The sequence below is a fragment of the Streptomyces liangshanensis genome, assembly GCF_011694815.1.
In the GTDB taxonomy this organism is placed as follows: domain Bacteria; phylum Actinomycetota; class Actinomycetes; order Streptomycetales; family Streptomycetaceae; genus Streptomyces; species Streptomyces liangshanensis.
In genome coordinates, this window is the sequence record NZ_CP050177.1 from 3,744,188 (window position 1) to 3,769,709 (window position 25,522).

The following is a 25,522-nucleotide window of genomic DNA, read 5'->3' on the forward strand; positions in this document are numbered from 1 at the left end:
ACTTGAGTCCCGGAGGGAGAGGGCACATGCCTCAACAGGTACTCACCGACACCGTGCGGGTGGCGATCCACTCGCCCGACGCCATCGTCCGGGCGGGCCTGGTCAGTTACCTCCGGAACGACCGCCGGACCCGCGAGGTCCCGCCCGACCGGATCGGGGAGGCCGACGTCGTCGTCGTCGCCGTGGATGTCGCGGACGCCTCCTCCCTCGACCTGCTGACCGGCCTCTGCGACAAGCCGGAGGCGCGCTTCGCGATGGTCGTGGGGAAGCGGTGGCAGGCGGACGTCGCGGCCGCGGTCGACCTCGGGGTCCGCGCGGTGCTGTGGCGCGACTCTTTCAGCCCGGAGACGTTCATCCGGACGCTGCTCACCGTCACGGAGGGCGGCGGCAGCCTCCCGGCCGACCTCCAGGGCACGTTGATGGAGCAAGTCAGCCGGACCCAGAGGGAAGTGCTCTCCCCGCGCGGCCTGACGGCCTCCGGAGTCAGCCCCCGCGAGGTGGACGTGTTGCGCCTCGTCGCCGAGGGCGAGGAGCTGAGCGAGATCGCGACCAGGCTCTCGTACTCCGAACGCACCGTGAAGTACATCCTGTACGGCCTGATGAAGCGCCTGCACCTGCGCAACCGCGCCCACGCCGTGTCGTACGGCATACGCACCGGTCTCATCTGACGCCCCCCCCCACACACACAGCCGACGCACAGCGAACTCACACGCAATCCACACCGGACCCACTGGTAACGTTCGCTCCCTTGTGCGAGGGCGGAGTCCCTCGCGGGGAGGGACATCACGTGGGCAGACACGCCCTGGAACGGGGCGGGCTCGCCGTCGCCGTTTCCTCGCTCGTGGTCGCCGTCGCGGCCGTCACCGTCGCCTCCGGGGGCGTCGAAGCCGCCCAGGGGGCCACCGCCGCCGCCGGCACCACACACATCACGCTCGCCGACCCCAGCTCGCCGCGGCCCCGCGCCGACCGGCCGCTCAGTGCCGGTACGACCGGATTCCTGCACCGGCAGAGCGGGTTCGACGGCCTGTTGTGGACGGACTACGAGCGCGGCACGACCGTCGCCGTCGGGAACGCGGCCGGCGTCTACACGCCCGGCCAGGGGTGCACGGAGCTCGACTCGGACTGCCGGACGGCCTGGTACGGCGCGGACGGCGACCTGGTCGCCCTGCCGTCGGCCCTGAACAGCAGGACCGTCACCCTCTGGGACCCGGCGACCCGCGCCTCGTCCACCGTCACGTCCGCCTACTACTACCGGGCGCTCGCGGGGGACACCGTCGTCACCGAGCGGACGCTGATCGACACCGTGGACGGTGAGCGGCGCGAACGGCCCGTCACCGGCGACTCGTTCACCATCTCCGACAACACCGTCAAGGCCGCGGACGCGTCCGGTGTGCTGGTCTCGACCCGTACCGGGCTCTTCTCCATCGACGTCGAGAGCGGCGTCAGCACCGAGGCCTTCGCCGAGATCCCGGCCTCCGCGTACTCCACACGATCCGTGCAGAGCGAGAAGTGGGTCGGCTGGTTCGACGCCGAGGCCGAACCCGGCGCGGGCAGGCTCCACCTCAAGCCCCGCGGCGACCTCGCCGCCGAGGAAAAGGTCGTCGGCCTGCCCGCGTACGGATCCCTCGTCGGCACCCCCGTGCTGCTCGACGACTGGCTGCTGCTGCCGACCGACACCGTGACCGGCGGCGCGCTCACCGCGGTATCGCTCGCCGACGGTTCCTCGCACACCCTGCTCGACTCCGCCGGCGCGTACGCGATCGGCGCCCCGGGCGACCACGCCCTCATCACGGGCGGCACCGGGCCCGCCGACTGGTGGGTCCAGCGGGTCGGCCAAGGCCCGGACGGCATGCCGGAGTTGGCGAAGGTACGGGCGGTCCCCGCGACCGAGAACGCCAAGACCGGCCTCGCGCTCAGCCGGGGCAGCCTGCGCGTCGTGGAGGACGACCCCGGCGCCGTCACGGACACCACGTCCGTCCGGACGCTGACCACGAACGGCAGCACCACGCTCACCGCCGGCCCGGCCGAGGCGGGCCGGTCGGTCAACGGGGTGTGCCCGTACCCCGGCGTCAGCTGCACGCCCCTGTGGGGCAACAGCGGTTCGGGTCCCGAGGACGTCTTCCTCGTCCGGTTCAACGATGTGGACGGCGACGACGCCAGCGGCCTGCCGAACGCGGACAGGCTCGTCGCCATCGGTGACCAATCACCCGGCGCCACCTTGGAGTTCAAGACCGCGGGCGGGTCGATCGTCGACGTCTCCGACGACTACGCGGTGTACAACTCCGGGGGCGCCAAACCCCTCCAGTACGTCGGACAGTTCGGCCAGGGCGAGCAGCTCAGGCGTACGGTCCGCGCCGCCGCCCTCAACGGCTCCACCCTCTGGAGCGCCACCACGACCGCCGGCACGATCACCTCGTACAGCCTGACCGGGAAGAAGACCCTCAGCACGGTCAGGATGCCCGGCGCCGGCTGCGTACCGACCGAGCTCCAGGCGGCGGGCCGTTGGGTGTACTGGGCGTGCGGGACCACCTCGGCCGGGGTGTACGACACCAAGGCCGGGACGTCGGTCGCCACCGCGCCCGGGGACGTGCTGCTCGGCGACGGGTTCGCCGTACGCCACGACCACACCACGGACGAGCTGATCCTGACCGAGGCGGCGACCGGCGCGAGGCGCGTGCTCGCGTCCGGGCTGGCGCCGCTCGGGACGGCGGGCCCGAAGCAGGTGGGGGCCGCGGCGGCCGCCGACCGGCGCCACCGGTGGACGGTGGACGAGTACACGGGCCTGGTGGCCTGGTTCGACGCGTACGAGCAGACGCACGTCACCACGACCGGGATGGCGCCGTCCGCGCCGGCCACCTTCCAGGCGGCGGTCGACGACCTCGTCTGGGCCAGGTCGTCGGACGCCGACTCCCGCACGTGGAACGGCACGTGGCTGCTGTCCCGGCCGGTCACGTCCTGGTCCGTGGCCTTCACCTCGGTCGGCAGCGGCGAGCGCGGCAGGGCGACCCGTACGATCACCGGCGGCGCCACCGCGGCGTGGCTGGAGTCGTCGTGGAACGGCAAGGCCACGAACGGGAGTTACTTCCCCAACGGCCACTTCACCTGGACCCTCAAGGTGACCGGTCCCGGCACCACCGGGTCGGCCACGGTGGCCACCGGCAAGGGATCGGTCTTCGGCGGGGCGACGGCACGCCACGACTTCAACAGCGTCGAGGGCGAGCCGGACGGGATCGGGGACGTCCTCACCCTCAGCTCGTCGGGCGGCCTGACGTACCAACTCGGCACGGGCAGCGGAAAGTTCGGCGACAAGCTCACGGGTACGGGCTGGCCCGCCACCGTCAAGGCGGTCCCGTTCGGCGACCTGAGCGGCGACCGCTGCAACGACGTCCTCGTCCGCCTCAGCAGTGGGGCCCTGCGCCTGTACCGGCCGGGCTGCACGAGCGCGCTCAAGCCGTCGACGGCGTACACGACACTCGGGACGAGCGGCTGGACGCAGTACGACGTCCTCACCTCGCCCGGCGACATCAGCGGTGACGGGCTGCCCGACCTGGTCGCCCGCAACGCCTCGACCGGGGCGGTCTACCTGTACAAGGGCACGAGCGCGGGGAAGCTGTCCGCGCGTGTGCAGCTGTACGCCAACTGGAAGACGTACAAGAAGATCGTCGGGACCGGCGACCTCAACGGGGACGGCATCGGCGACCTGATCATCCAGGACAAGTCCAACAACCTCTACCGGTACGCGGGCAAGGGCAACGGCACCTTCGCGGCCGCCGTGAAGGTCTTCACCAACTGGGGCGGCTCGTACAACACGATCGTCGGGCCCGGCGACCTCAACCACGACGGCAAGGCCGACCTGGTGTCCCGCGACACGGCGGGGGTGCTGTGGCGCAACTACGGTGACGGGAAGGGTTCGTTCGGGGCGCGGACGAAGGTCGCGACGGGGTGGGGCGGGTACAAGTCGCTCTCTTAATGGGTGAGTTGGGCCCGTAGCGCGCCCGCCCCGAAGTGGGGCGGGCCGCTGCCGGGGCGGGGTTACGCCTGGTGAGGGGCGGTGGCCGAGCGGCGGCGGGACGACACGACCACGATCGCCGCGCCCGCCGCCACGGTCAGGGCGGAGGCCGTGCCCAGGAACCATGTCGGGATGTCGGCGCCGGTGGAGGCGAGGCTGCCGGTCCCGAGGGAGCCCGTGGTGCCGCCGCCGCCGGTGGTGGAGCCGGTCGTGCCGCCCGTGGTGCCGGCCGTGGTGCCGCCGGTCGTGCCGCCCGTCGTTCCTGCGCCGCCTGCGTCCGCCGGTGCTGCCGCCTGTTCCCGTACCGCCCGTTCCCGAGCCGCCCGTGTCGCCGGGCAGTTCGGCGGAGTCGGTGAGGGCCAGGTCCAGGTTCACCGGGTCCAGCGCGGTGCCCGCGGTGTAGAAGTCGCCGAAGGCCTTCGCGCCGGCCTCGGTGAGGGTGGCCGCGACGCCGTCGAGCGAGAGCACGTCGTCGGTGGCCGTCAGGTCGGCCGGGTCGGCCGCGAGGTCGGCGAGCACCACGTCCTCGGACTTCTCGCCGAGGCTCTCGACGTCGGCGGACAACGTGCCCGCCCCGCCGTCGAGTTCGACCCGCAGACCGGTCAGGGTCAGGTCGAGACCGTACACACCGCCCGTCTCGTGTCCCTTGAACGTGACCGAACCGGCGAAGGAGGCCGCCAGGGTGTCGGCGTCAAGGTCGTACGCGCCGGTCCCGTCGGTGAAGGTGAAGGGGCCGTTGCCGGTCGCCTGGGAGGCGCCGTCGGCGGTGGTGATGCCGCCCTTGGCGTTCGCGCCCACGACGTACGAGCGGAAGGACGCCTTGACGCCCCAGCCGAGCCGGCCGTCGGCGAGGTCGCCCCTGACGGGCGCCTGGGTGGGGGTGGGGCTCGGGGTGGAGGTCGGGCTCGGGGTGGGAGTCGGGCTCGGCGTCGGGGTCGGCGTGGGCGTCGGGGCCGGGGGCTCGCCCGGCTTCTTGACCACGGTCAGCGGGTCGCCCGCCACGCCCTCGTACCCCGGGCTGCCGAGCGCGTCCGCCGCGCCCTTGGTGAGCGTGGTGGCCATGTCGGTCATGGCGCGGTTGACCGTGACCTTCGCGAGGGGCACGTCGTCGTCGGTCTTGCCGGCCCGCGTGACGTCGGCGGTGACCTGGGCCGTACCGCTGTTGAACTTGACGTCGGACAGGGTCACTTCGAACCCGTGCGCCGCGGACCTGGCCGTCACCGCGCCGCCGAAGCCGAGCGCGACCGTGGTGGTGGCGGAGTCGTACGTGCCGGTGCCGCCGGTGAAGGTGAAGGCACCGTTGGCGGCGGCCTGCGAGGCGCCGGACGCCGTGGTGAAGGTGCCGGCGGCCATGCCGGTCACGTACGCGCGGTACGACGCCTTGATGCCCCAGGTCAGTTCGTAGCCCTGGAGCGGCGTACCGGCGGCGGACGCGGGCGTGGCCAGCAGGGCGGCGGCGCCCAGGGTGACGGCGGTGGCGGCGGCCGCGGCGAAGGCGATGGGTCTGCGCGTGGACATGGGGCGTGATCTCCTCGGGGCGATGGTGGCGGTGATGGTGGTGGAATGGGCGTGGGGATTGGTGTCGGGGGGTGTTGGTCGGGGGGTGTTGGTCGGGGCGGGCGGTGTGGTCGGTGTGTTCGGGGGCGGTCGGTTGTGACTGGTGTGTCCCGGTCGGTCGGGCCGGCGCCGGTCAGCTCGTCCCGGCGCTCGCGCGCCCACGCCGCCCCCGTACGACCGCGAACGCCGCGCCCGCCGCAAGCAGCACGCCCCCCGCGATCCCCAGCGGCAGCACCGGCACGTTCGCCGCGTCCGCCACCGGATCCGTCTCCGGCTCCGTCCGCGGCCCGGCCCCCGTCCCGGGCCGCGCCCCCGCGCTCCCCTCCGCCGCGGGTGTGGCCTCCGCCCCGCTGCCCAGGTCGGGCAGGGCGGGGAGCGCCGCGGTGCCGTTCAGCGCGACGGCCAGCGAGACGGGGTCCATCGCGGTGCCCGCGCGGTACAGGGAATGGAAGACCCCGGCCCCCTCAGCGGTCAGCTTCGCGGGCGCCTCGACCAGGCTGACCAGGCCCTTCGCGGCCTTGAGGCGCTTCGCCCCGAACGTGACCAGGGGAACGTCCGGCGTGGTGGTACCGCCCCCGGTGACGTCGGCGGTCAGCGTGCCCCTGCCCTTCTCGACGCGCACCCGGACCCCGGCGAGGGCGAGGTCGAGGCCCTGCGCGCCGGTGAAGCGGACCGTCCCCGCGAAGTCGGCGTCCAGCGTCTGCCTCGCCTCGTCGTACGTCCCCTTGCCGCGAGGGAAGCGGAAGAGAGCCCCGCCGTCCTGGGCGCCGCCCGAGAGCTTCCACGCGCCGTGGGCGATCTCGCCGGTGACGTACTCGCGGAAGGTGCGTCGTACCCCCCAGTCGACGGCCCCGTTCGCGACGTTCACCGGGCCCTTCTCCGCCGGTTTCCCGGAAGCCTTGCCGGACGCCTTCCCGGACGCCTTCCCGGAGCGCTTCGTGGACGGATCCCGCGAGGCATCCCCCGCCCCCGCCGCCGATCCCCCGGTCTTTCCGCTCCCGTCGGGCGTCGCCGCCCCGGTGGCCGCGGCCTTGACGTCCGCCGACAGGCTGACCGGGTCGAGCGCGGTGCCCGCCGTGTAGTAACCGGCGAAGGACCGTGCGCCCTGGGCGGTAAGGGTGGCCGGAACGTTGGTGAGTTGGACGACGTCGCCGCCGCCCCTCATGTCGATCCCGCCGAGCGCCAGCGTGGCGAAGGCGACCTGCGACGAGGTGGAGACCCTGCCGCTCCCCCGCTCCGTGCTGGTGACGTCGGCGTACAACGTGCCGCCGCCCCCGGAGATCCGGACGGTCGGGCGGCTGATCGTCAGGTCGAGCTGGTACGCGCCGCCGCTCTCCCGGTGCCCGAGGAAGCGGACCGACCCGGAGAAGCCCGCGGCGAACGCGCCGGTGCCGGAGTCGTACGAGCCGGTGGCCGAGTGGAAGCGGAACCGGCCCCCGCCGACCGTGGCCGCGCCGCCGCCGAGGGAGTAACTGCCCTGCGCGATCGGCCCGGTGACGTACGACTGGAACGAGGACTTGATGCCCCAGTCCAGCCGTCCGCCCTGCACCGAACGGCCCGCCGCGTGCGCGGTGGTGGCCGGGAGCAGGGCCGCCGAAAGGGCCGTGAGCAGTGCGAGGAGCGCGACGCCGGAAGCGCGCGCACGTCTGGACGATGGCATGGGGAATCCCCTCCGAGCCCTAGCAACTTAGGTGAGGCTAACCTAAGCTACTGCTGCCCCGATGGGAACCCATCCCTCCCCCGACGACAGGACGGTGCCGCTCGTGCGCACACGACTGGCGGGCGCACTGGCATCCGCGCTCACCCTCACCCTCGCCTTCACCGCGACCGCGTGCGGCGGAGGCGGGAGCGGAATCGGAAACGGAGGCGGGGCCGGGGGCGGGGGCACGAGCGGCGACGGCCCGGGAGGTTCGGCCTCCCCGGCGGCGGCCGTCGCCGACCGCGTCGAGCCGCTCGCCGGCACGCCCGCGCCCGAACTGCCCGTCACCGTCACCTCCGCCGACGGCCGGAAGGTCACGGTCACGAAGGCCGACCGGATCGTCCCGCTGTCCGGCAGCCTCAGCGAGATCGTCTTCACGCTCGGGCTCGGCAAGCGCGTCGTCGCGCGCGACATCACCGCCACCTTCGCGCAGGCCGACCAGCTGCCGGTGGTGACGCGCGGCCATGACGTGTCAGCCGAGAGCGTGCTGTCCCTCAGGCCCGACCTCGTCCTCGCCGAGACCACCACCGGCCCCGCCGAGGCCGTCGGCCAGATCCGCGACGCGGGCATCCCGCTCGTCACGATCGACGCCGCCAAGAGCCTCGCGGACGTCGGCACCCGCATCGGGACCGTCGCCGGCGCGCTCGGTGTCGCCCCGGCCGGGCGGGAGTTGACGACGCGCTCCGAGCGGCGGATCGCCGCCGTACGGAAGGACATCCCGAAGGAGCACGACCGGCCGCGCGTCGCGTTCCTCTACGTACGCGGCTCGGCGTCGGTGTACCTCATCGGCGGCCGGGGATCGGGCGCCACCCCGCTGATCGAGGCGGCCGGGGCGGTGGACGCGGGGGCGGACGGCGGGCTGGACAAGGACTTCACCACGATCACGACGGAGGCGCTGGCGCGGGCGGCGCCGGACGCGATCCTGGTCATGACCAAGGGACTTGAGTCCGTCGGCGGGGTGGACGGGCTGGTCGAGCTGCCCGGCGTGGCGCAGACACCCGCCGGGATGGACCGGCGGATCGTCTCCGTCGACGACGGCGTCCTGCTCAACTACGGTCCGCGCACCGACCAGGTCCTGCGGTCGCTGGTCCGGCAGTTGTACGGGAAGGGCAGCGCGAAGTGACCACGACCGACCGGCCCGCCGGGACGGGCCGGGCCGCGAGACCGACGCACCCGCCCACCCAACCCGCTCCCCCCTCGGACCCCCGCCGTCCCCCGCGCGGCGCCGCCTGGCTGCTGACCGCCGGACTCGCCACCGCCCTCGTCCTCCTCGTCCTCGCCTCCGCCCGGCTCGGCGCCTACGACCTGTCCACCGGCGACGTCCTCGGCTCGGTCCTGCACCGGATCGGCCTGGGCGGCGGGGAGTTGGACCGGGTCGGCGAGTCCGTGCTGTGGAACGTCCGCCTCCCGCGCATCGTCCTGGCCCTCCTGGTCGGCGCGTCCCTGGGCTGCGCGGGCGCGCTGATGCAGGGCGTGTTCGGGAACCCGCTCGCCGAACCCGGCGTCATCGGGATCTCCTCCGGCGCGGCGGTCGGCGCGGTCGGCTGCATCTCGCTCGGCCTGAACTTCCTCGGTACGTGGACGGTCCCGGCGGCCGCCTTCGTCGCCGGCCTCGCGACGGTCCTGCTGGTGTACGGGCTGTCGCGGTCGGACGGGCGAAGCGAAGTGGTGACGCTGATCCTCACCGGCATCGCGGTGAACGCCTTCGCGGGCGCGCTGATCGGCCTGTTCATCTTCTTCGCGGACACCGCCGCCCTCAACCAGATCACCTTCTGGCAGCTCGGCTCGCTCGCCCAGGCCACCTGGCCCAAGGTGCTCGCCGTGCTGCCCTGCGCGGTCGCCGGCCTCGCCCTCGCCCCGTCGTACGCACGGAAGTTGGACCTGCTCGCGCTCGGCGAGCGGCCCGCCCGCCACCTGGGGGTCGACGTCGAGCGGCTGCGGATGGTCCTCGTCCTGGTCATCGCGCTGTTGACCGCGGCGGCCGTGTCGGTCTCCGGGATCATCGGCTTCGTCGGCCTGGTCGTCCCGCACCTCCTGCGCATGGCGGCCGGCCCCGGGCACCGCTTCCTGATCGGCGGGAGCGCGCTGGGCGGGGCGGTGGTGCTGCTGGCGGGCGACCTGGCGGCCCGTACCGTCGCCGAACCCGCCGAACTCCCCCTCGGCGTACTGACCGCCCTCTTCGGCAGCCCGTTCTTCTTCTGGCTGCTGCGCCGCACCCGCCGCAAACAGGGAGGCTGGGCATGAGATCACCCTTCCGCTCAGGATCACCGTCCCGCACCGCATCACCGTCCCGCACCGGATCGCCCTTCCCCCGGTTCGCCGCCCGCGAGCGGGCGCTGCCCGAGCGGTACGAGGCCGGGGCCGCCGTCGCCGAGGTCCGCGGCCTGCGGGTGGGGCGGGGCAGCCGTACCGACGTGCTGGCCGGGATCGACCTCACCGCCCGCGCGGGCGAGGTGCTGGCCCTGGTCGGCCCCAACGGGGCGGGCAAATCGACCCTGTTGGCCGCCCTCGCCGCCGATCTCGCCCCCACCGCCGGTGAGGTACGGATCTGCGGTCGCGACGCCCGCGCCTGGTCCGCCCCGGAGCTGGCCCTGCGCCGGTCCGTGCTCCCCCAAACCGCCACCCTGGCCTTCCCGTTCACGGTCGAGGAGGTCGTACGGATGGGGCGGGCGCCCTGGTCAGGCACCCCGCGGTCGGACGGGGACGACGCGGTGGTCGCGCGGGCGATGGCGGCGACGGAGGTGACGCCGTTCGCGGGCCGTGTCGTCACCACGCTGTCGGGCGGCGAGCGGGCGCGGGTCGCCCTGGCCCGCGTACTGGCCCAGCGGGCACCGCTGTTGCTCCTCGACGAACCGACCGCGGCGCTGGACCTGCGCCACCAGGAGCTGGTGCTACGGATCTGCCGCACCCGCGCGGCGGCCGGCGACGCGGTTGTGATCGTCCTCCACGACCTGGGCCTGGCGGCCGCGTACGCCGACCGGGTCGCCGTACTGCACGAGGGCCGCGTCGCCGCCGAAGGCCCTCCGGGCCGGGTCTTCGAGGAGGACCTGCTGACCCGGGTCTACCGCCAGCCGGTCGAGGTGCTCCCGCACCCCCGCACGGGCGCCCCCCTGGTCCTGCCCAGACGCCCGTCCCCCTGACCATCCATCGGTGAACTGCGCAGTCCTACTACGCCAGTTGACGCACACCCACGGTGATGCATTGATTGCATGGACACGTGATCACCTCGTGAGGCAGGCTCGCGGCGTGACCTCGAACAACGCGCCGCTGAGCCCCGACGACCCGCGAGAGGTCGCCGGTTACCGCCTCGTGGCCAAGATCGGCGAAGGGGGCATGGGCGCGGTCTACCTCTCGCACACGCGGGGGAACCAACCCGTGGCGCTCAAGGTGATCCGCCGCGAGTACGCCCGCGACGAGGAGTTCCGCCGCCGCTTCCGGCAGGAGGTCACCGCCGCCCGCCGCGTGCGGGGCTACCACGTGGTCCCGGTCGTCGACCACGACACCACCGGCGAACAGCCCTGGCTCGCCACGACCTTCGTCCCCGGGCTGTCCCTGGACGAGGCCCTGACCGCGTACGGCCCGCTGCCGCTGCCCGCCGCCCTCCAGCTCACCGGCTGCGTGGCCGAGGCGCTGCGCGCGGTGCACGCGGCCGGGGTGGTCCACCGGGACCTCAAGCCGAGCAACATCCTGCTGGGCGCCGACGGCCCCTGGGTGATCGACTTCGGCATCGCGCGGGCGAACGACGCCACCCGGCTCACCCGGAGCGGCGGGGTCATCGGCACTCCGCAGTACATGTCCCCGGAGCAGGTCAACGGCGGCGAACTCGGCGAACTCACCGCCGCCACCGACGTGTTCTCCCTGGGCCTGGTCGCGGCGGTCGCGGCGACCGGCCGTCATCCGTACGGCGACGGCGGGGCCCTCACCCTGGCCACCCGCATCGCCGCCACCCCGCACCAACGGCCCGACCTCACCGGCTACCCCGACGCCCTGCGCCCCCTGCTGGAGCGCTGCCTCGCCGCCGACCCGGCCGCCCGGCCCGCACCGGACGAACTCGCCGAGTGGTGCGTACGGGCCTCCGGCCGCCCCGCGCGCGACTTCACCGGCTGGCTGCCGGAGGCCACGGCCGCCGAGATCGCCCGCCGGACGGAGGCGGCGACATCACTCCCGCCCGCCACCCCGGCCCCCGAGGCGCCGCCAACACCCCCGGTCGCGCCCCATGCCGCGCCGACCCACGCCGCGTACACGCCCACCCACGTCCCCGGCCAGGCACCGAACCACGCACCCCCGGGCGGTACGGCTCCGGCCAACGGCGCGTTCGCCTCCCAGGCCCCACCCGCCCCACCCGCCACCGCGCCTGCCCCCGCCCCCGCCCCCCGGAACCGGACCCCGCTCATCGTGGCCGCCGCGGTACTCGGCGCGGTGGTGGTGGCCGGTGCCGTATGGGCGCTCACCGGCGGCGACGCCCCGGACCACGGCGACCGGTCCGCGGCCGGCGCCCCCGCGCACGCCTCGCCCTCCACGTCCGCGCCCGGATCCGGCCCCGCGTCCGGGTCCGCCTCGGCCTCCGCCCCGGCCTCGCCCTCCGCCGACACCCCGCCGCCCGCGACCACCGGCGCCTACACCCCGCTCTTCGAGAAGAAGCCGCTCACCCTCCGCGCCCCCGCCGCCACCGCCTACAGCCACGTGGACCTCGACCTGCCGAAGACGGCGACCGAGAGCGGCAGTTCGGCCCCGGCGGGCACCGAGCTGACCTACCACGAGTTCGGCGCCTACTCCTCGGTGAGCTTCCTCACCACCACCGGCGTCAGCGACGGCACGACCCCGGAGCAGTGCGCCGCGGCCGTCGCCGCCAACGCGCTCCCGGGCACGATCACCGGCAAGAAGGACCTGCTGGAACTGCTCCCCGAGGGCACGGTCCTGTGCACCGTCACCACGGACGGCAACCTGGCCATGCTGCGGATCACCCAGGCTGTCATGAGAGCCGGCACCCTCCCCGACTACACCACCGAACTGACCGTCTGGAAGCGCTCGTAGAGCGGGTGGACCCGGGCCGTCCTAGGAGGCCGGGTCGTACATGATCTCCCGGACCTCCTGCGCGCAGCGGCACGCGGCGGCCATCTTGGCCGCCCACTCCAGCGCTTCCGCGCGCGAGGACACCTCGATGACGAAGAACCCGCCGAGCACCGCCTTGGTCTCCGGGTACGGGCCGTCGGCGACGGTGCCGTCCGTGGCCACGACACTCGCCCGCTGACTCTGCAATCCTCCGCCGAAGATCCACACCCCGGCGTCCCGGGCCTCGCTCACCACCTGGTGCGAGGCGTCGGCGACCGCCGGCAGCTCCCCCTCGGGGATGATCATCGTGCCGTCGTCGAACGAGATCAGGTACCGCTCCATCTGCGACTCCCTAGGCTGTGGGTCTCCTTCGGCCACCGCTCACCCTACGACGGGCGCCCCCGCCGGGCCGGGACCACGCCGCCTCCGGGCCGGGACTACGGCGTGCCGTCGATGTCCTCGTGCAGGTGCACGATGAGCCAGGGGCCGTCGGAGCGCGCGCGTTGCAGGACCGCGGTGTTGCGGGCCAGGACCGACGGGGCCGTGTGGAAGTCGACCCGGAGCCAGTAGCGGGCCACGGCCAGGTCCCCGAAGATGTCGATCACCTGCCCGTACGCCGTCAGCCCCGACTCGGCGGGGCCGCCGCCGGACGTGGGCCTGGCTTCGCGTACCCGGTCCAACTCCTCCTTGCCCAGCAGGAGTTCGGACGTGTCGGAGTCCCAGATGGTGGCCTCGGGGTCCAGGTACGAGTCGATGCGGGCGCGGTCGCCCGCGGTGTAGCCCTCGTACATCTCCGTGATCACCGACCACACCGCCGCGAGGTCCGGGGGCGCGCCACCGGGCCGTGCGCTCCTGGGGGCGCTCGGCTCGGTGCGGGGCGGGGAGGCGGGCATGGCGAGGTCCTTAGGTGGGAGCGGGGAGGGAGGCGAGGGGAAAGGGAAGGGGATTGGGCCAGGACCCTGGTTCGGGTCAGGCCGCGTACAGGCGGCACGCGACGCCGCCCGCGACGAGTTGCGGGTCCTCGCGGTCGCAGCCGTCGAAGGCGACCGGGCAGCGGGGATGGAAGCGGCAGCCGCTCGGCGGCGCGGCGGGATCCGGTACGTCGCCGGGGAGTTCGGCGGGCAGCAGGCCGGCGCCGTCGGGCTGCGGGATCGCCGCCAACAGCGCCCGGGTGTACGGGTGCCGGGGGTTGGCCCAGACCTCGGCGGTGGGGCCGGTCTCCACGATCCGCCCGAGGTACATGACGGCGATGCGGTCGGCGATCAGCCGTACGACGGACAGGTCGTGGCTGATGAAGAGCAGCCCGGCGCCCGACTCGACGGCCAACAGCCGCATCAGCGTCGCCACTTGGGACTGCGCGGAGGCGTCCAGCGCCGAGATCGGCTCGTCGCCGACCAGCAGCCGGGGGCGGGCGGCGAGGGCGCGGGCGATGGCGATGCGCTGGCGCTGGCCGCCGGAGAACTCCTGCGGGTAGCGGGCCGCGTCGTCGGCCGACAGGCCGACCCGGGTCAGAAGGTCTCCCGGGGTGGCGCCGTCGGCGGCGTCGCCGCGCGCGGCCGCCGCGCGGATGCCGTCGGCGATCTGGGCCCCGATCCGGCGGCGGGGGTTGAGGGATCCGTACGGGTCCTGGAACACCATTTGCACACGCGTCAGCCCGGGGTCGCGGCGGCGCACCCCGAGCGGTCCCACCGGGGCGCCCTCGAACGCGATCGTGCCCTCCTTCGGCGCGGTGAGCCCGCAGACCGCGCGGGCCAGCGTCGACTTGCCGCAGCCCGACTCGCCGACGAGCCCGACGACTTCCCCGGCGCGCACCTCCAGGCTGACCCCGGCGACCGCGCGGGTCGGCTCCGCGCCGGGGCGGCGGTACTGGACGACGAGGTCGTCGACGCTGAGGAGGGGGGCGGGTGCCGGGGTCGGGACCGGGGTCAGGTGCGAGGTCGGGAGGGGGGTCATCAGGTGCTCCTTCCGGGGAGCGCGTCCAGGAGCGTACGGGTGTAGTCGTGGCTGGGTGCGGTGAGGACGCGGCCGCGCGGACCGGTCTCGACGACGCGGCCGTACCGCATCACACTGACCTCGTCGGCGATCGCGGACATCACACCGAGGTCGTGGGTGACGAGCAGGACGGCCAGGCCGAGGTCGTCGCACAGGCCGCGCAGCAGCCGGAGCACCCCGGCCTGGACGGTGACGTCGAGCGCGGTGGTCGGTTCGTCGGCGATCAGCACCTTGGGTTCGCAGGCGAGCGCGATGGCGATGGCGATGCGCTGGCGCATCCCGCCGGAGAACTGGTGCGGGTAACTCCCCAGCGCCTCCTGGGGGTTGGGGATCCGCACCTGGCCGAGCAGGTCGGCGGCCCTGGCGCGGGCGGCCTTCTTGTCGAGCTCGAGGTGGTGGCGCAGGTGGTCGGTGAGCTGGTGCCCGACGCTGAGCATCGGGTGGAGGCTGGTCGACGGGTCCTGGAACACCATGCTTATCGCCCGGCCCCGCAGCTCGCCGAGCCTGCGGGGCGGCAGGGTCAGCAGATCGGTGCCGTCGAGCCGGACGCGGCCCGTGGTGCGGGCGCCGCTCGGCAGCAGCCCGAGGACGGCGAGGCCGGTCATCGTCTTGCCCGAACCACTCTCGCCGGCCAGCCCGTGGATACGACCGGGACGCAGGGCGAGGTCAACGCCGTGCAGAATGCGGCGGGGGCCGCCCTCGGCGGGAAGGTCGACGGTAAGACCGGTGATCTCCAGGACGTTGCCCAACTCCGGTGCGCCGCCCGGCTCCCGTACCCCGCCCGGCTCCCGGGCGTCATCCGGCGCCGCGCCCGCCGGATCCTTCGCCGGATCCTCCGTCGGGTCCTTCGCCGCGTTGTCCGTGCTCACGCCACACGCTCCTTCTCCGCGCCGAGGGTGCGGGCCGTGCCGGGGTCGAGGGCGTCTCGCAGGGCGTCGCCCAGGAAGTTGAAGGCCAGGACGACGGTGAGGATCGCCAGGCCGGGGAAGACCCCGATCCACCACTTGTCGAACTGCTGCGTCCCCGACGCGACCATCGCCCCCCACTCGGCGGTCGGCGGCTTCGCGCCCAGGCCGAGGAACGACAGCCCGGACAGCAGCAGCGTCGCCGTGCCGATGTCGAGGGTCGCCAGCACCAGCAGCGGCCCGAGCACGTTGGGCAGGACGTCCACGCGCAGCGACCGCCAGGCGGAGAAGCCCAGCAGCCGCCCGCTGAGCACGAACTCGCGCGAGCGCAGGCCCATCACCAGGCCGCGGGTGACGCGGGCGTACGAGGGCCAGGCGACGACCAGGACGGCGAGCACCGCGTTCTGGAGGCTGGCGCCGAGCGCGGCGGCGACGACCATCGCGAGGATGACGGTCGGGAAGGCGAACACCAGGTCCGCGATCCGCATCACGGTCTCGTCCACCCACCGCCCGAAGAACCCGGCGCAGGCCCCGAGGACCCCGCCGATCAGCAGCGACAGGCTGACCAGCAGCAACGCCAGCGGGATCGAGACGCGGGCCCCGTAGAGCACGCGGCTCAGGACGTCCCGGCCCAGCTCGTCCGTACCGAACCAGTGCCCGGGCCCCGGCCCGGCCAGCCGGGGCAGGTCCTGCGCGAGCGGGTCGTGCGGGGCGAGCACCGGCGCGGCCAGCACGATCACCAGCCAGAGGCCGGCGAGCACCCCGCCGACGACCGCGAGCGGCCTGCGCCAGGCACGGGGCAGGCGCCGCAGCGGATGGAACCGCCCGAAAGGGAACCGCCCGGAGCCGAGCCGCCCGGAGCCGCTGGACCACGTCGCTTTCACTGCACCCTCACCCTCGGGTCGATCACGCCGTACAGCACGTCCACGGCGAGGTTGACGGTCAGATACACGATGCCGACGACCAGCCCGACGCCCATCACGGCCGGCAGGTCGAGGGTGGTCGCGCTGCGGTACGCGTACGCCCCCAGACCCGGCCAGGCGAAGATCGACTCCACCAGGACCGTGCCCGACAGCAGCGCCCCGAAGGCCAGCCCCGCGACCGTGATCACCGGGACGAGCGCCGCCCGCAGCACGTACTGGAACAGCACCGTCCGCCCGGGCAGCCCCTTGGCGCGCGCCGCCCTGACGTAGTCCTGGCCCAGTACTTCGAGCACGGCGGAGCGGGTGAATCTGGTGAGCAGGCCGACGGTGTACGCGGTGAGCACCAGCGCCGGCAGCACCAGGTGCCCGGCCGCGCTCCAGAACACCTGCCACTGCCCGGCGAGCGCGGCGTCGACCGTGTACAGGCCCGTGACGTGCGGCGGGGCGGTCAGGTCGGGGGCGATCCGGCCGCTGCCCGGCGCGATGCCGAGCCGGTAGAAGAAGACGTAGAAGGCGAGCAGCGCCAGCCAGAAGGTCGGCACCGACACGCCCAGCAGGCTCACGACCCGCAGGAGCTGGTCGGTGAACCGGTCCCGGCGCAGCGCCGCGACCACCCCGAACGCCACCCCCACGACCAGCGACACGACGATCGCGGCCCCGGCCAGCTCCAGGGTGGCCGGCACGGCGGTGCTCAGGTCCGTCAGCACCGACTGGTGGCTCTGCTGGGACTCGCCCAGGTCGCCCTGGAACAGGTTGCCGAGGTACGTGACGTACTGGAGCGGCAGCGGCTTGTCGAGGCCGTAGTGGTGCCGGAACTGCGCGACGATCGCCGGGTCGCCGACCGCCCGCTGGCCGAGGGCGGCGGCGGCCGGGTCGCCCGGCACCAGGTTGGTGAGGATGAACGTGACCAGCGTCACGCCGAACGCCAGCAGGACGGCGGTCGCGGTCCTGCGCAGCAGGAAGCGGGCCAGCGGGTGGCGCGCGAGCAGGCGCCGCCCGCCCTTCCCCTTACTTGGCACCGAGCTCAGCGACATCGATCGTCCACACCGGGTTGTACGCCAGGCCCGTCACCGACGACGCCGCCACGATGTGCCGGCTGGGCTGCATCAGCGGGATGAACGCCCCGTCGTCGTTCAGGTCCGTCTGGATCTCCTCGTACAGCTTCTGGCGGCCGGCCGCGTCCGTCGTCGTGGCCGCCTGCTCGCCCAGCGCGGTGAGCGCCGGGTCCGCGCCCGCCTTGGAGCCGGCGCGCAGCCCGACCAGGCCGCCGGGCAGGAACGCCAGGTAGTCGCTGGGGTCCGGGTAGTCCGGGCCCCAGTACCAGAGGCCGACCTGCTCCTTGCCGTTCCGGTAGTTGTCCAGCTCGGTGGTGGTGGGGGCGGGCGCCAGGGTGACCTTGACGCCGACCTCCTTGAGCTGCGCCTGGACGCGCTCGGCCATGGACTGGAACGACAGGCCGTCCAGGGTGAGGTCGCTCGCGTAACTGAGCTTCACCGACGGGTTCTTGATCTTGCTCGCCGCCAGCGCCGCCTTGGCCCCGGCCAGGTCCCGGGCCGGGGCCTGCCCGGGGGGCAGCGCGCCGACGAACGTCGACGGGATGACCCCGCCGGGCTGTACGGAACCGCTGCCGCCGAGGGTCAGCAGGCTCTTGTAGTCGATGCCCTTGCGGACCGCCTCGCGGAACTTCGCGTCGGCGGTGGCGTCGCTCACGCCCGGGTCCAGGTTCAGCAGCAGGAAGATCACGTCCGAGGACGGCCCGCTGAGCACCTTGAGCCCGCCGGCGATCCCCGCCGTCTGGTCGGAGTTCAGGTCCAGCGCGATCTGGCTGTCGCCGCGCTGCACGTTGAGCTTCTGGGTGGGCGCCTGGACGTTGCGCAGGACGATCTTGTCGTACGTGGGCTTCTGCGCGCCGTTGTACTTGGGGTTCTTCGCGAGCACGACCTGCGTGTTCGCGTTGAAGGACGTCAGTGTGTACGGGCCGGAGCCGGCGGAGCTCTTGTTCAGGTACTTCTCCGCCGCGTCCGCCGCCGTGGCCGTACCGCCCTGGGCCCGGACCGCCTTCGCGTTGAGGATGCCGAGCGCGGGGTTGGGCAGGATGTTCGGCAGCGCCGGGTTGGCCTTCTCCGAGGTCAGGGTGACCGTCGAGGCGTCCTTCTTGGCGACCGTGACGCCGTCCAGCAGGAACGACGGGTTGCCCTTGAGCCCGATCACGCGCGTCAGCGAGAACACCACGTCGTCGGCCGTGACCGCGCTCCCGTCGGAGAACTTCGCTCCCGCCCGCAGGTGCAGGGTGAGCACCTTGCTGTCCGGCGACTCCTCGTACGAGGACGCCAGCCCCGGCAGCGGCTTGGTGACGTCACCCCCCTTGAAGGTCAGCAGCGTCTCGTACAGCGCCTTGTCGACGATGCTGCCGGTCGGCTCGAACTCCCGGCCGGGGTCGGCGGTCTTCAGGTTGAACGACGTGTCGACGACCAGCGTCTTCCCGCCGGCCGAGCCCGGGGCGGACGTGCCACCGGAGCAGGCGCTGAGGGCGAGCGCGGCCAGGGTGACGAGCGAGACGGCCGCCGGGTACGACCCGGTGCGCGATCTGGACATGGGTGCCTCCGAGGGCGGGGACGAGCGGAAGAAGGCGGGGCGGAGGGGTGTGCGGGGGCGGGCGTCGACGGCCGCCGGAGGGAGATCCCTGGACGTTTCACCGTAGGGTGGGGTGAAGCTAACCAACACTTCCGGCCAACAGGACCAGAACAAGACAGAAAGTTCCCGAAAGGCGCGAGCGTGGAAGATTTGTCAAGCCCGGGATCCCCCGGCGAACGCGGCTCTGGACGGATAGGCATTGGTCTTGCCCTGGATTCGGTGCATTTCAAGATCCTGGGCGTGCTCCGGGGCCAGGGCCGCATCTCCGTGGCCGCGCTCGCCGAGCGGGTCGGCATCTCGCGCGCCAACGCCTACACCCGCTTCGAGGCCCTCCGCGCCGACGGCGTGATCACCGGCTTCAGCGCCCGCGTCGACACGTCCCGCATCGGGCTCGACATCTGCGCGCTGGTCTTCGTCACCGTCCGCCAGGACCTCTGGAAGCAGTTCCGCGCGACCCTCGCCACCATGCCGGAGGTCGAGTACTGCGCCATCACCACAGGTCAGCACGACGCGATGATCCAGATCCGGGTCCAGGACGTCAGTGCCGTGCACCGCCTCGTCACCGAGCAGCTCGCCAGCATCCCGGCCGTGCGCGCCACGGAGACCGTGATCATCCTCGACGAGGTGCTGCGCCGCCCGTACGTCCTGCCGACCGCGCCCCGGAGCACCGAACCGACGCCCGCCCCCGCGCCGGGCGCGGCCGGGACGGGCCAGTTCGGCATGACGCGCTTCATCCCGGCGGCGGAGGGCCGCGCGGACCTGCAGCGGGCGGCGGACCCGGAGGAGTGACCGGGGGCGATAAATCAGGTGCCCGGTCGCGCTCGCGGGGGTAGCTTCTGCGAGGCGTCCTCCGATGCGACCGGCCCCGGTTACTTCCCGAAGAAAACAAGCACCGGTGCCACTTCTTGATCTCGGAGGGCGCGTTCACCGCCACGTACCGCCGTGTCGTTCCGGCGGTGTGCCGGTGTGCCGGTGTGTTCCGTTCACGCCGGCCCGTGATGTCCGCGCCACCCACCAGGGGGACTTCTGCATGACCCGGTTCAACCGTCAGCGGGCCAAGGCCGAGGCAAGGGCAGAGGTTCAGGTTGAGATACCGGGGGTGACCGCGGGCGGGGCCACCTCGCCGCTCTCCACCCACGGGCGCTGGAAGGAACCGGCGCCGTACACCGCCCCGGGCGCGGTCGCCGGGGCGACGTGGATGCCCGGTCACCAGGCGGGGGCCGGGTTCGTACGGGAGCCCAAGGACGAGCTCTTCGTGCTGGCCACGACGCATCTCGTGGGGCAGCCGAGTTTCTACGAGGGCGCGGCGGCGCGCGACGAACGGTACGTCCGCCTCGTACACCAACTCGCCCTCAGTGACCCCGAATGGACCCTGGGGCTGCTCGGGTGGTTGCGCACCGAGGCGCGGATGCGGACGGCTTCGCTGGTGGGGGCGGCCGAGTTCGCGCGGGCGCGGGTGGCGGCGGGGGCAGCCGGGCTGTCGCGGCAGGCCGTCGACTCCGTACTCCAACGGCCGGACGAGCCGGGGGAGTTGCTCGCTTACTGGACGTCACGGTACGGGCGGCGGCTGCCCCAGCCGGTCAAGCGCGGGGTCGCCGACGCCGTGCGACGGCTCTACACGGGTCGTGCGCTGCTCAAGTACGACACCGGCTCGCGGGCCTACCGCTTCGGTGACGTACTGGAGTTGACCCATCCCGCGCCCGCCCGGGACCGGCCGTGGCAGGGCGAGCTGTTCCGGTACGCGCTGGACCGGCGCCACCACCCCGACCGGGCCGTGCCGCCCGCCGGTGAGCCGCTCCTCGCCGCGCATCACGCCCTGATGTCCGTCCCGGTCGAGCGGCGGTACGCGCTGGTCACCGGCGAGGGCGGGGCCGGGCGGCTGGCGGCGGCCGGGATGACGTGGGAGGCGCTGGCGGGGTGGTTGCGGGGACCGCTGGACGCCGCCGTGTGGGAGGCGGTGATCCCCTCGATGGGGGCGATGGCCCTCGTCCGCAACCTCCGGAACTTCGACCTCGCCGGGGTCGGCGACGAGGCCGCCGCCGACGTGGCGCGGCGCATCTCGGACCCGGCGGAGGTGGCGCGGTCGCGGCAGTTCCCGTTCCGCTTCCTGGCCGCGCACCGGAACGTGTCCTCGGCGCGCTGGGCGGAGGCCCTGGAATCGGCCCTCGGGCACTCGCTGGCCAACGTTCCCGCGCTGCCCGGCCGGACCCTGGTCCTGGTGGACCGCTCGGGCTCGATGTTCGACCGGCCCAGCTCCGGGACCGAACTCAACCGGGCCGACTCGGCGGCCATCTTCGGCACCGCCCTGGCCGTCCGGGCGGAGCGGGCCGACCTGGTCGAGTTCGGCTCCGACAGCCGGCCGGTCGAGTTCGGCCGCGACGAGTCCGTCCTGCGGGCGGTGGACCGCTTCCACGACCTGGGCGGTACGGACACGGCCAGGGCCGTCACCCGGCACTACCGGGCGCACGACCGGGTGGTCGTCGTCACCGACGAGCAGGCGCAGTGGACGCGGCCCGGCCACCGGCCGCTCGGCGCGGTGCCGGAGCAGGTGCCGGTCTACACCTGGAACCTGGCGGGATACGCCCTCGCCCACAACGCCCCGGGCCCCCACCGCCACACCTTCGGCGGCCTGAGCGACGCGGCGTTCCGCCTGATCCCGCTCCTGGAGGAGGGACGGCGGTCGGGGTGGCCGTGGGAGCGGGACCTCTGACGCTCGCTCCTCGTTGACGCCGACGATGACCACCCGGTCGTCCGCGTGTGAGGAACGATAGGGCGAATCGCGCATCTTAGGGTGATCTGATGCGACTTGCACCCTGGTGGGCCTTGCTCTCGTCCGGGTCCGCTCCCCTCCTGCTGGTCGGTGGGTGGACGACCGCGGAGCTGTTGCAGGGACCCGGCTACGACCCCGTCACCCAGACGATCAGCATCCTGGCGGCCTACGGCGCCCCCGGCTACTGGGTCATGAACGCCATGCTGGTCACCCTGGGCACCTGCTACCTGGCCACCGCCCGGGGGCTCCACGCCGCGAAGCTCCCCGGCCGGCTGGCGCTCGCGGGCGGCGGGGTGGCGGCGATCGCGCTGACGCTCTTCCCGGCCCCGGTCAGCGGGGGCAACTTCGGCCACGGCACCGTGGTCACCATCGGCTTCGCGCTGATGGCGGCGTGGCCGGTGCTGGCCGCCAACCGCACGGGAAAGGGGCCGTGGGCGCTCCGCCTCCCGGCGGCGATCGTGGCGAGCGCGCTGATGGTGCTCGGCGCGGCCTGGTTCCTGGTCGAACTCCAGACCCGCGGAGCCGCCGGCGTAGCCGAACGCGTCCTGACCGCCGCCCAGGCCGTATGGCCCCTCCTGGTAGTGACGTCCTGCGTCCACCACCCGGCCCGAGAGGAACGCGAAACGGCGTGACGAAGGGGGGCCCGGGGGGCCGGGGGGTGCGGGGTGCGGGGTGACCGGGAGGCGCGGCGAGGGGCGCGGGTTGACCGGGGCGCGGCGTGACCGGGGCGCGGCGTGACCGGGAGGCGGGGCGAGGGGCGCGGGGCGCGGGTTGACCGAGGCGTGGAGTGACTGGGGGACGGCGCGACCGAAGCCCGGGGCACGGGGTGACCAGGGAACGGAGTGACCGAGGCGCGGGCTGAGCGAGGCGCCGGGTGAGCGGGGCGCGGGGCGACCGAGGCGTGGAGTGACCGGGGCGCCGGGGACGAGGCGACCGAGGCGCGGGGTGACCGAAGTGCGGGACGACCGGCGCGTCGTGACCGAAGTGCAGCGCGAGCAGGGCGACCCGGGGGGGGCGAGGCGACCGGGGGCGGCCGGCCGGCGCGCCGGGACCCGCCCGGTCGCCGGGACCCGCCCGGTCGCCGGGACCGCCGGGACCGCCGGGACGCCGGGGCCGCCGGGACGGTAGTCGTACTCGTACTCCGCCGGAGCCGCAGCCGCACGTGCCCCCAACGGCGGCCTCAGGCGGGGTGGTCCGTCGCCGCCGGGGGCTGACCGGCGTCCCCGCCGGGCGGGGCCGCGCCTCCCGCCAGCGGCAGCAGCAGGTTCACCACCCGTAGGTCCGCGCCCGGGTGGTACGCCAGGGCCAGGGGGACCGTCGGTACGGGGGCGGTGAGGTGGCGCAGCCGGACGCCCGGGAGGCGCAGCGCGTGCGCGCGGCCCGCCGGGACGGCCGAGATGCCGTGGCCCGCGGCCACCGCCAGCAGGAGCTGTTCGTCGTCGGGCTCCTCCCGGACGATACGGGGCCCGCCCGGCCAGACCTGACGGGTGATCAGGTCGTGCATGCCGGGCCCGTTCTCCCGGGGGAAGAGGATCACCGGTTCGTCGGCGATCCGCTCGCGGCTGATCCTCGTACGTAACGCCGCCAGCGCGTGCCCGGCGGGCAGCGCGAGCAGCAGCTCCTCCTCGGACAGCACGAGGTAGCGCAGCTCGGGCGCCTCGTCGATGGGCGGCCTGACGAAGGCCGCGTCGAGCCGGCCCGCGCGCAGTTCCGCGACGTTGTGGGCGGTCCAGCCGGTCTGGACGCTCAGCTCGACATCCCCGTACCGGGTACGGAACTCGCTGACCAGCGCGTCCACCACCCCGCCCCGCGCCGAACGGGTGTACGCGAGCCGCAGCCGGCCGGCCCGGCCGCGCACCGCGGCCTGGATGCGCTGCTCGGCGGCCTCGGCCTGGCGCAGGAGCCGGCCCGCCTCCTCCGCGACCACCACACCGACCGGCGTCAGCGAGCACCCCTTCGACCCACGCAACACCAGGCGCGCGCCGACCTGCCGTTCGAGCGCCTGGATCTGCTGGCTCAGGGCGGGCTGGGCGATGTGGAGCCGCCGGGCGGCGCGCGTGAAGTTCAACTCCTCGGCCAGTACGGCGAAGTAGCCCAGTCGTCGCAGGTCCATGAACCGATGGTAGGGGGCGTCCCCGGCCCCCATCCAAGACAAGTTCCCGGCCCGCCGATAAGCGGTCCGTATCGCGATAGGCGGCCCGTATCGCCCCCGTACAAACGCGTCTTGGACACCGCCCGCCCACGCCTGGCCTCCTGGGAGCACACCCCGGGGCCGGGCAGGCCGAGCCGGGGCGGAGGCGGCACGAGACGAAGGACGGCCCACCGTGAAACCAGGGAAATCCATGAAGGCGGACATCGTCGTCGTCGGGGGCGGGATCGTCGGGCTCACGACGGCGGTACGGCTGCTCGAACGCGGCGCGAGCGTCCTGGTGGTGACCGACGAGGCGTTGCCCGCGAGGACGTCGTCGGTGGCGGCCGCGGTCTGGTACCCGACCGGGGTACGGCCCGGCCGCGCCACCACCGTACGGGCGGCGGACACCTACGCCGAACTCTCCCGCCAGGCGGCCGACGGCGTCCCGGGCGTCACCCTCGGCCCCTGCCGGACCTACACGCCCGCCCGGGCCGCCGAACTCCCCTGGTGGGCCAAGGCCGTCCCCGGCCTGCGCCCCCTCCGTACGGACGAGGCGACCGGGACGTGGACGCACGGCTGGGCCTTCGACGCGCCCACGGTCGACATGCCGGTCTACCTCGACTGGTTGGTGACCCGCTTCCTCGCGGCCGGCGGCCTCCTCCACCACCGCCGCGTCAACCACCTCTCCCAGGCCGCCGTATGGGCCCCGCTGGTCGTCAACGCGGCCGGACTGGGCGCCGGTTCACTCTGCGGCGACCCCACCATGACGCCGGTACGCGGCCAACTCGTCGTGGTGGCCAACCCGGGGCTGCGCACCTCGCTGCGCGTACAGGACCACCCCGAGGGCTACACGTACGTCCACCCGCGCCGCACGGACGTCGTGCTGGGCGGCACGTTCGACGCCGACCGCTGGGACCTCTTCCCCGACCCCGCCACCGCCGCCGCGATCCTGGCACGCTGCACCGCCCTCGAACCCCGCCTGGCCGGCGCCCCGGTCCTCGCCCACCCGGTGGGCCTGCGCCCCCACCGCCCCTCGGGCGTACGCCTGGAACGCGACCCCCACCTGCTCCCCGGCACCCCCGTGATCCACAACTACGGCCACGGCGGCTCGGGCGTCACCCTGTCCTGGGGCTGCGCCGACGAGACGGCCCGCCTGGCGGCCACCTGACGCACCGGGCGCCCTGGGGCGGCGCCCCGCACACCCGCGCGCAACCGCACTGTGGGAGCCGCCGGGCTGTGGGAGCCCCGCCGCACTGTCGGAGCCCCGGAGCACTGTCAGACCCCCGTGCCACGATGACGACCATGAGCACCCCCTCCCCCTCCCCCAGCACACCGACCCCCCGCGCCATGCCCCCGCTGGACGCCGACGAGCGGACCTCCCTGGAGAGCTGGCTCGACTTCTACCGCGCCACCCTCGCCCAGAAGTGCGAGGGGCTGTCGGAGCACCAGCTCCGCGAGGCGTCCGCCGCGCCGTCGTCCCTCACCCTGCTCGGGCTCGTCCAGCACGCGGCGGAGGTCGAGCGGAACTGGTTCCGCCGGGTGCTGACCGGCGAGGACGTCCCGGCGATCCACACCCCCGACGCCGATGTCGCCGCGACCGACGGCGGCTTCGACCTCACCGACGAGGTCACCTTCGACCGGGTGCTGTCCGTCTGGCAGGCCGAGATGGACCGCTCACGCGCGAACTGCGCCGCCCGCGCCCTCGACGACACCAGCCCCTTCATGGGCGGCCGGGTCACACTGCGCTGGATCTACACGCACATGATCACGGAGTACGCGCGGCACTGCGGCCACGCCGACCTGGTGCGGGAACGGGTCGACGGCCGTACGGGCGTCTGAGGCGCCCCGGG

General features: G+C 73.9%; 21 protein-coding genes and 1 pseudogene. 12 read left to right on the top strand and 10 right to left on the bottom strand.

Translation table 11 applies throughout. From position 1 onward, the window contains the following. The first annotated feature begins 26 nt into the window (after positions 1 to 26). Positions 27 to 668, top strand: coding sequence for a helix-turn-helix transcriptional regulator (locus tag HA039_RS16105; protein ID WP_167029951.1), 642 nt, complete (start codon positions 27 to 29; stop codon positions 666 to 668). A gap of 119 nt (positions 669 to 787) precedes the next feature. Continuing rightward, positions 788 to 3,970, top strand: a complete 3,183-nt coding sequence (locus tag HA039_RS16110) for an FG-GAP repeat domain-containing protein (RefSeq protein ID WP_167029954.1) — start codon at positions 788 to 790, stop codon at positions 3,968 to 3,970. Positions 3,971 to 4,435: 465 nt separating this feature from the next. On the opposite strand, the pseudogene HA039_RS34395 reads toward HA039_RS16110, so the two are convergent. Beyond that, positions 4,436 to 5,527, bottom strand: a pseudogene (locus HA039_RS34395) (HtaA domain-containing protein); the annotation flags it as partial. On the opposite strand from HA039_RS34395, the gene HA039_RS16120 reads away from it, so the two are divergent. Then, positions 5,448 to 5,666 carry a hypothetical protein gene (locus HA039_RS16120; RefSeq protein ID WP_167021941.1) on the top strand — a complete coding sequence of 73 codons (219 nt, stop codon included), beginning with the start codon at positions 5,448 to 5,450 and terminating at the stop codon, positions 5,664 to 5,666. The pseudogene HA039_RS34395 and the gene HA039_RS16120 sit on opposite strands and share 80 nt — an antisense overlap. Positions 5,667 to 5,699: 33 nt before the next feature. On the opposite strand, the gene HA039_RS16125 is transcribed toward HA039_RS16120, so the two are convergent. Then, positions 5,700 to 7,226 (bottom strand): HtaA domain-containing protein, encoded by a 1,527-nt coding sequence (locus HA039_RS16125; RefSeq protein ID WP_167029957.1) that lies wholly within the window; start codon positions 7,224 to 7,226, stop codon positions 5,700 to 5,702. A 61-nt stretch (positions 7,227 to 7,287) separates the two neighbouring features. Here HA039_RS16125 and HA039_RS16130 point away from each other — a divergent pair, with 61 nt between their 5' ends. The 4 genes from HA039_RS16130 to HA039_RS16145 all read left to right on the top strand — a co-directional run bounded on the left by HA039_RS16130 (position 7,288) and on the right by HA039_RS16145 (position 12,299). Next, positions 7,288 to 8,388 carry a heme/hemin ABC transporter substrate-binding protein gene (locus tag HA039_RS16130; RefSeq protein ID WP_167029962.1) on the top strand — a complete coding sequence of 367 codons (1,101 nt, stop codon included), beginning with the start codon at positions 7,288 to 7,290 and terminating at the stop codon, positions 8,386 to 8,388. After that, complete coding sequence (locus HA039_RS16135) at positions 8,385 to 9,509, top strand: FecCD family ABC transporter permease (protein ID WP_167029965.1); 1,125 nt, start codon at positions 8,385 to 8,387, stop codon at positions 9,507 to 9,509. Before HA039_RS16130 ends, HA039_RS16135 begins: the two co-directional genes overlap by 4 nt. Next, positions 9,506 to 10,405 carry a heme ABC transporter ATP-binding protein gene (locus HA039_RS16140; RefSeq protein WP_167029968.1) on the top strand — a complete coding sequence of 300 codons (900 nt, stop codon included), beginning with the start codon at positions 9,506 to 9,508 and terminating at the stop codon, positions 10,403 to 10,405. Before HA039_RS16135 ends, HA039_RS16140 begins: the two co-directional genes overlap by 4 nt. Before the next feature lie 106 nt (positions 10,406 to 10,511). Beyond that, entirely contained in the window at positions 10,512 to 12,299 is a 1,788-nt protein-coding gene (locus HA039_RS16145) for a protein kinase domain-containing protein (RefSeq protein ID WP_243869481.1), read from the top strand. A gap of 21 nt (positions 12,300 to 12,320) precedes the next feature. Here HA039_RS16145 and HA039_RS16155 read toward each other — a convergent pair whose 3' ends face one another. From HA039_RS16155 to HA039_RS16185, 7 genes are all read right to left on the bottom strand, one after another. Further along, entirely contained in the window at positions 12,321 to 12,659 is a 339-nt protein-coding gene (locus tag HA039_RS16155) for a YciI family protein (protein WP_167029974.1), read from the bottom strand. Positions 12,660 to 12,754: 95 nt separating this feature from the next. Beyond that, a complete protein-coding gene (locus HA039_RS16160; protein WP_167029977.1) occupies positions 12,755 to 13,210 on the bottom strand; it encodes a DUF4440 domain-containing protein in 456 nt (151 codons plus the stop codon). Between the two features lie 76 nt (positions 13,211 to 13,286). Continuing rightward, positions 13,287 to 14,270 carry an oligopeptide/dipeptide ABC transporter ATP-binding protein gene (locus HA039_RS16165; protein ID WP_167029980.1) on the bottom strand — a complete coding sequence of 328 codons (984 nt, stop codon included), beginning with the start codon at positions 14,268 to 14,270 and terminating at the stop codon, positions 13,287 to 13,289. Next, entirely contained in the window at positions 14,270 to 15,178 is a 909-nt protein-coding gene (locus tag HA039_RS16170; RefSeq protein WP_243869484.1) for an ABC transporter ATP-binding protein, read from the bottom strand. Before HA039_RS16170 ends, HA039_RS16165 begins: the two co-directional genes overlap by 1 nt. Continuing rightward, on the bottom strand, positions 15,175 to 16,098 hold the full coding sequence (locus tag HA039_RS16175; RefSeq protein WP_243869485.1) for an ABC transporter permease: 924 nt from the start codon (positions 16,096 to 16,098) through the stop codon (positions 15,175 to 15,177). Before HA039_RS16175 ends, HA039_RS16170 begins: the two co-directional genes overlap by 4 nt. Next, positions 16,095 to 17,156 (bottom strand): ABC transporter permease, encoded by a 1,062-nt coding sequence (locus tag HA039_RS16180; RefSeq protein ID WP_243869487.1) that lies wholly within the window; start codon positions 17,154 to 17,156, stop codon positions 16,095 to 16,097. Before HA039_RS16180 ends, HA039_RS16175 begins: the two co-directional genes overlap by 4 nt. Continuing rightward, positions 17,146 to 18,732, bottom strand: a complete 1,587-nt coding sequence (locus HA039_RS16185; RefSeq protein ID WP_167029986.1) for an ABC transporter substrate-binding protein — start codon at positions 18,730 to 18,732, stop codon at positions 17,146 to 17,148. Before HA039_RS16185 ends, HA039_RS16180 begins: the two co-directional genes overlap by 11 nt. Positions 18,733 to 18,990: 258 nt before the next feature. On the opposite strand from HA039_RS16185, the gene HA039_RS16190 reads away from it, so the two are divergent. The 3 genes from HA039_RS16190 (at position 18,991) to HA039_RS16200 (ending at position 22,173) form a co-directional block, all read left to right on the top strand. Beyond that, the gene (locus HA039_RS16190; protein WP_243869489.1) at positions 18,991 to 19,560 is read left to right on the top strand and encodes an Lrp/AsnC family transcriptional regulator; all 570 of its coding nucleotides are present in this window, start codon (positions 18,991 to 18,993) and stop codon (positions 19,558 to 19,560) included. A gap of 241 nt (positions 19,561 to 19,801) precedes the next feature. Next, complete coding sequence (locus HA039_RS16195) at positions 19,802 to 21,481, top strand: TROVE domain-containing protein (protein ID WP_167029992.1); 1,680 nt, start codon at positions 19,802 to 19,804, stop codon at positions 21,479 to 21,481. 89 nt (positions 21,482 to 21,570) lie between these two features. After that, positions 21,571 to 22,173 carry a DUF998 domain-containing protein gene (locus tag HA039_RS16200; RefSeq protein ID WP_167029995.1) on the top strand — a complete coding sequence of 201 codons (603 nt, stop codon included), beginning with the start codon at positions 21,571 to 21,573 and terminating at the stop codon, positions 22,171 to 22,173. A gap of 548 nt (positions 22,174 to 22,721) precedes the next feature. On the opposite strand, the gene HA039_RS16205 is transcribed toward HA039_RS16200, so the two are convergent. Further along, entirely contained in the window at positions 22,722 to 23,654 is a 933-nt protein-coding gene (locus HA039_RS16205) for a LysR family transcriptional regulator (RefSeq protein ID WP_167029998.1), read from the bottom strand. 211 nt (positions 23,655 to 23,865) lie between these two features. On the opposite strand from HA039_RS16205, the gene HA039_RS16210 reads away from it, so the two are divergent. Both HA039_RS16210 and HA039_RS16215 read left to right on the top strand, forming a co-directional pair. After that, positions 23,866 to 24,840 (top strand): FAD-dependent oxidoreductase, encoded by a 975-nt coding sequence (locus tag HA039_RS16210; RefSeq protein ID WP_243869491.1) that lies wholly within the window; start codon positions 23,866 to 23,868, stop codon positions 24,838 to 24,840. Positions 24,841 to 25,019: 179 nt separating this feature from the next. Next, on the top strand, positions 25,020 to 25,511 hold the full coding sequence (locus HA039_RS16215; RefSeq protein ID WP_167036907.1) for a DinB family protein: 492 nt from the start codon (positions 25,020 to 25,022) through the stop codon (positions 25,509 to 25,511). Positions 25,512 to 25,522: the final 11 nt, after the last annotated feature.

Bases quoted from the DNA above. Each gene is read 5' to 3' on its own strand.
- HA039_RS16105 (WP_167029951.1), top strand. From the start codon at position 27: ATGCCTCAACAGGTACTCACCGACACCGTGCGGGTGGCGATCCACTCG.
- HA039_RS16125 (WP_167029957.1), bottom strand. From the start codon at position 7,226: ATGCCATCGTCCAGACGTGCGCGCGCTTCCGGCGTCGCGCTCCTCGCA.
- HA039_RS16130 (WP_167029962.1), top strand. From the start codon at position 7,288: ATGGGAACCCATCCCTCCCCCGACGACAGGACGGTGCCGCTCGTGCGC.
- HA039_RS16140 (WP_167029968.1), top strand. From the start codon at position 9,506: ATGAGATCACCCTTCCGCTCAGGATCACCGTCCCGCACCGCATCACCG.
- HA039_RS16155 (WP_167029974.1), bottom strand. From the start codon at position 12,659: ATGGAGCGGTACCTGATCTCGTTCGACGACGGCACGATGATCATCCCC.
- HA039_RS16160 (WP_167029977.1), bottom strand. From the start codon at position 13,210: ATGCCCGCCTCCCCGCCCCGCACCGAGCCGAGCGCCCCCAGGAGCGCA.
- HA039_RS16165 (WP_167029980.1), bottom strand. From the start codon at position 14,270: ATGACCCCCCTCCCGACCTCGCACCTGACCCCGGTCCCGACCCCGGCA.
- HA039_RS16185 (WP_167029986.1), bottom strand. From the start codon at position 18,732: ATGTCCAGATCGCGCACCGGGTCGTACCCGGCGGCCGTCTCGCTCGTC.
- HA039_RS16195 (WP_167029992.1), top strand. From the start codon at position 19,802: ATGACCCGGTTCAACCGTCAGCGGGCCAAGGCCGAGGCAAGGGCAGAG.
- HA039_RS16200 (WP_167029995.1), top strand. From the start codon at position 21,571: ATGCGACTTGCACCCTGGTGGGCCTTGCTCTCGTCCGGGTCCGCTCCC.
- HA039_RS16205 (WP_167029998.1), bottom strand. From the start codon at position 23,654: ATGGACCTGCGACGACTGGGCTACTTCGCCGTACTGGCCGAGGAGTTG.
- HA039_RS16215 (WP_167036907.1), top strand. From the start codon at position 25,020: ATGCCCCCGCTGGACGCCGACGAGCGGACCTCCCTGGAGAGCTGGCTC.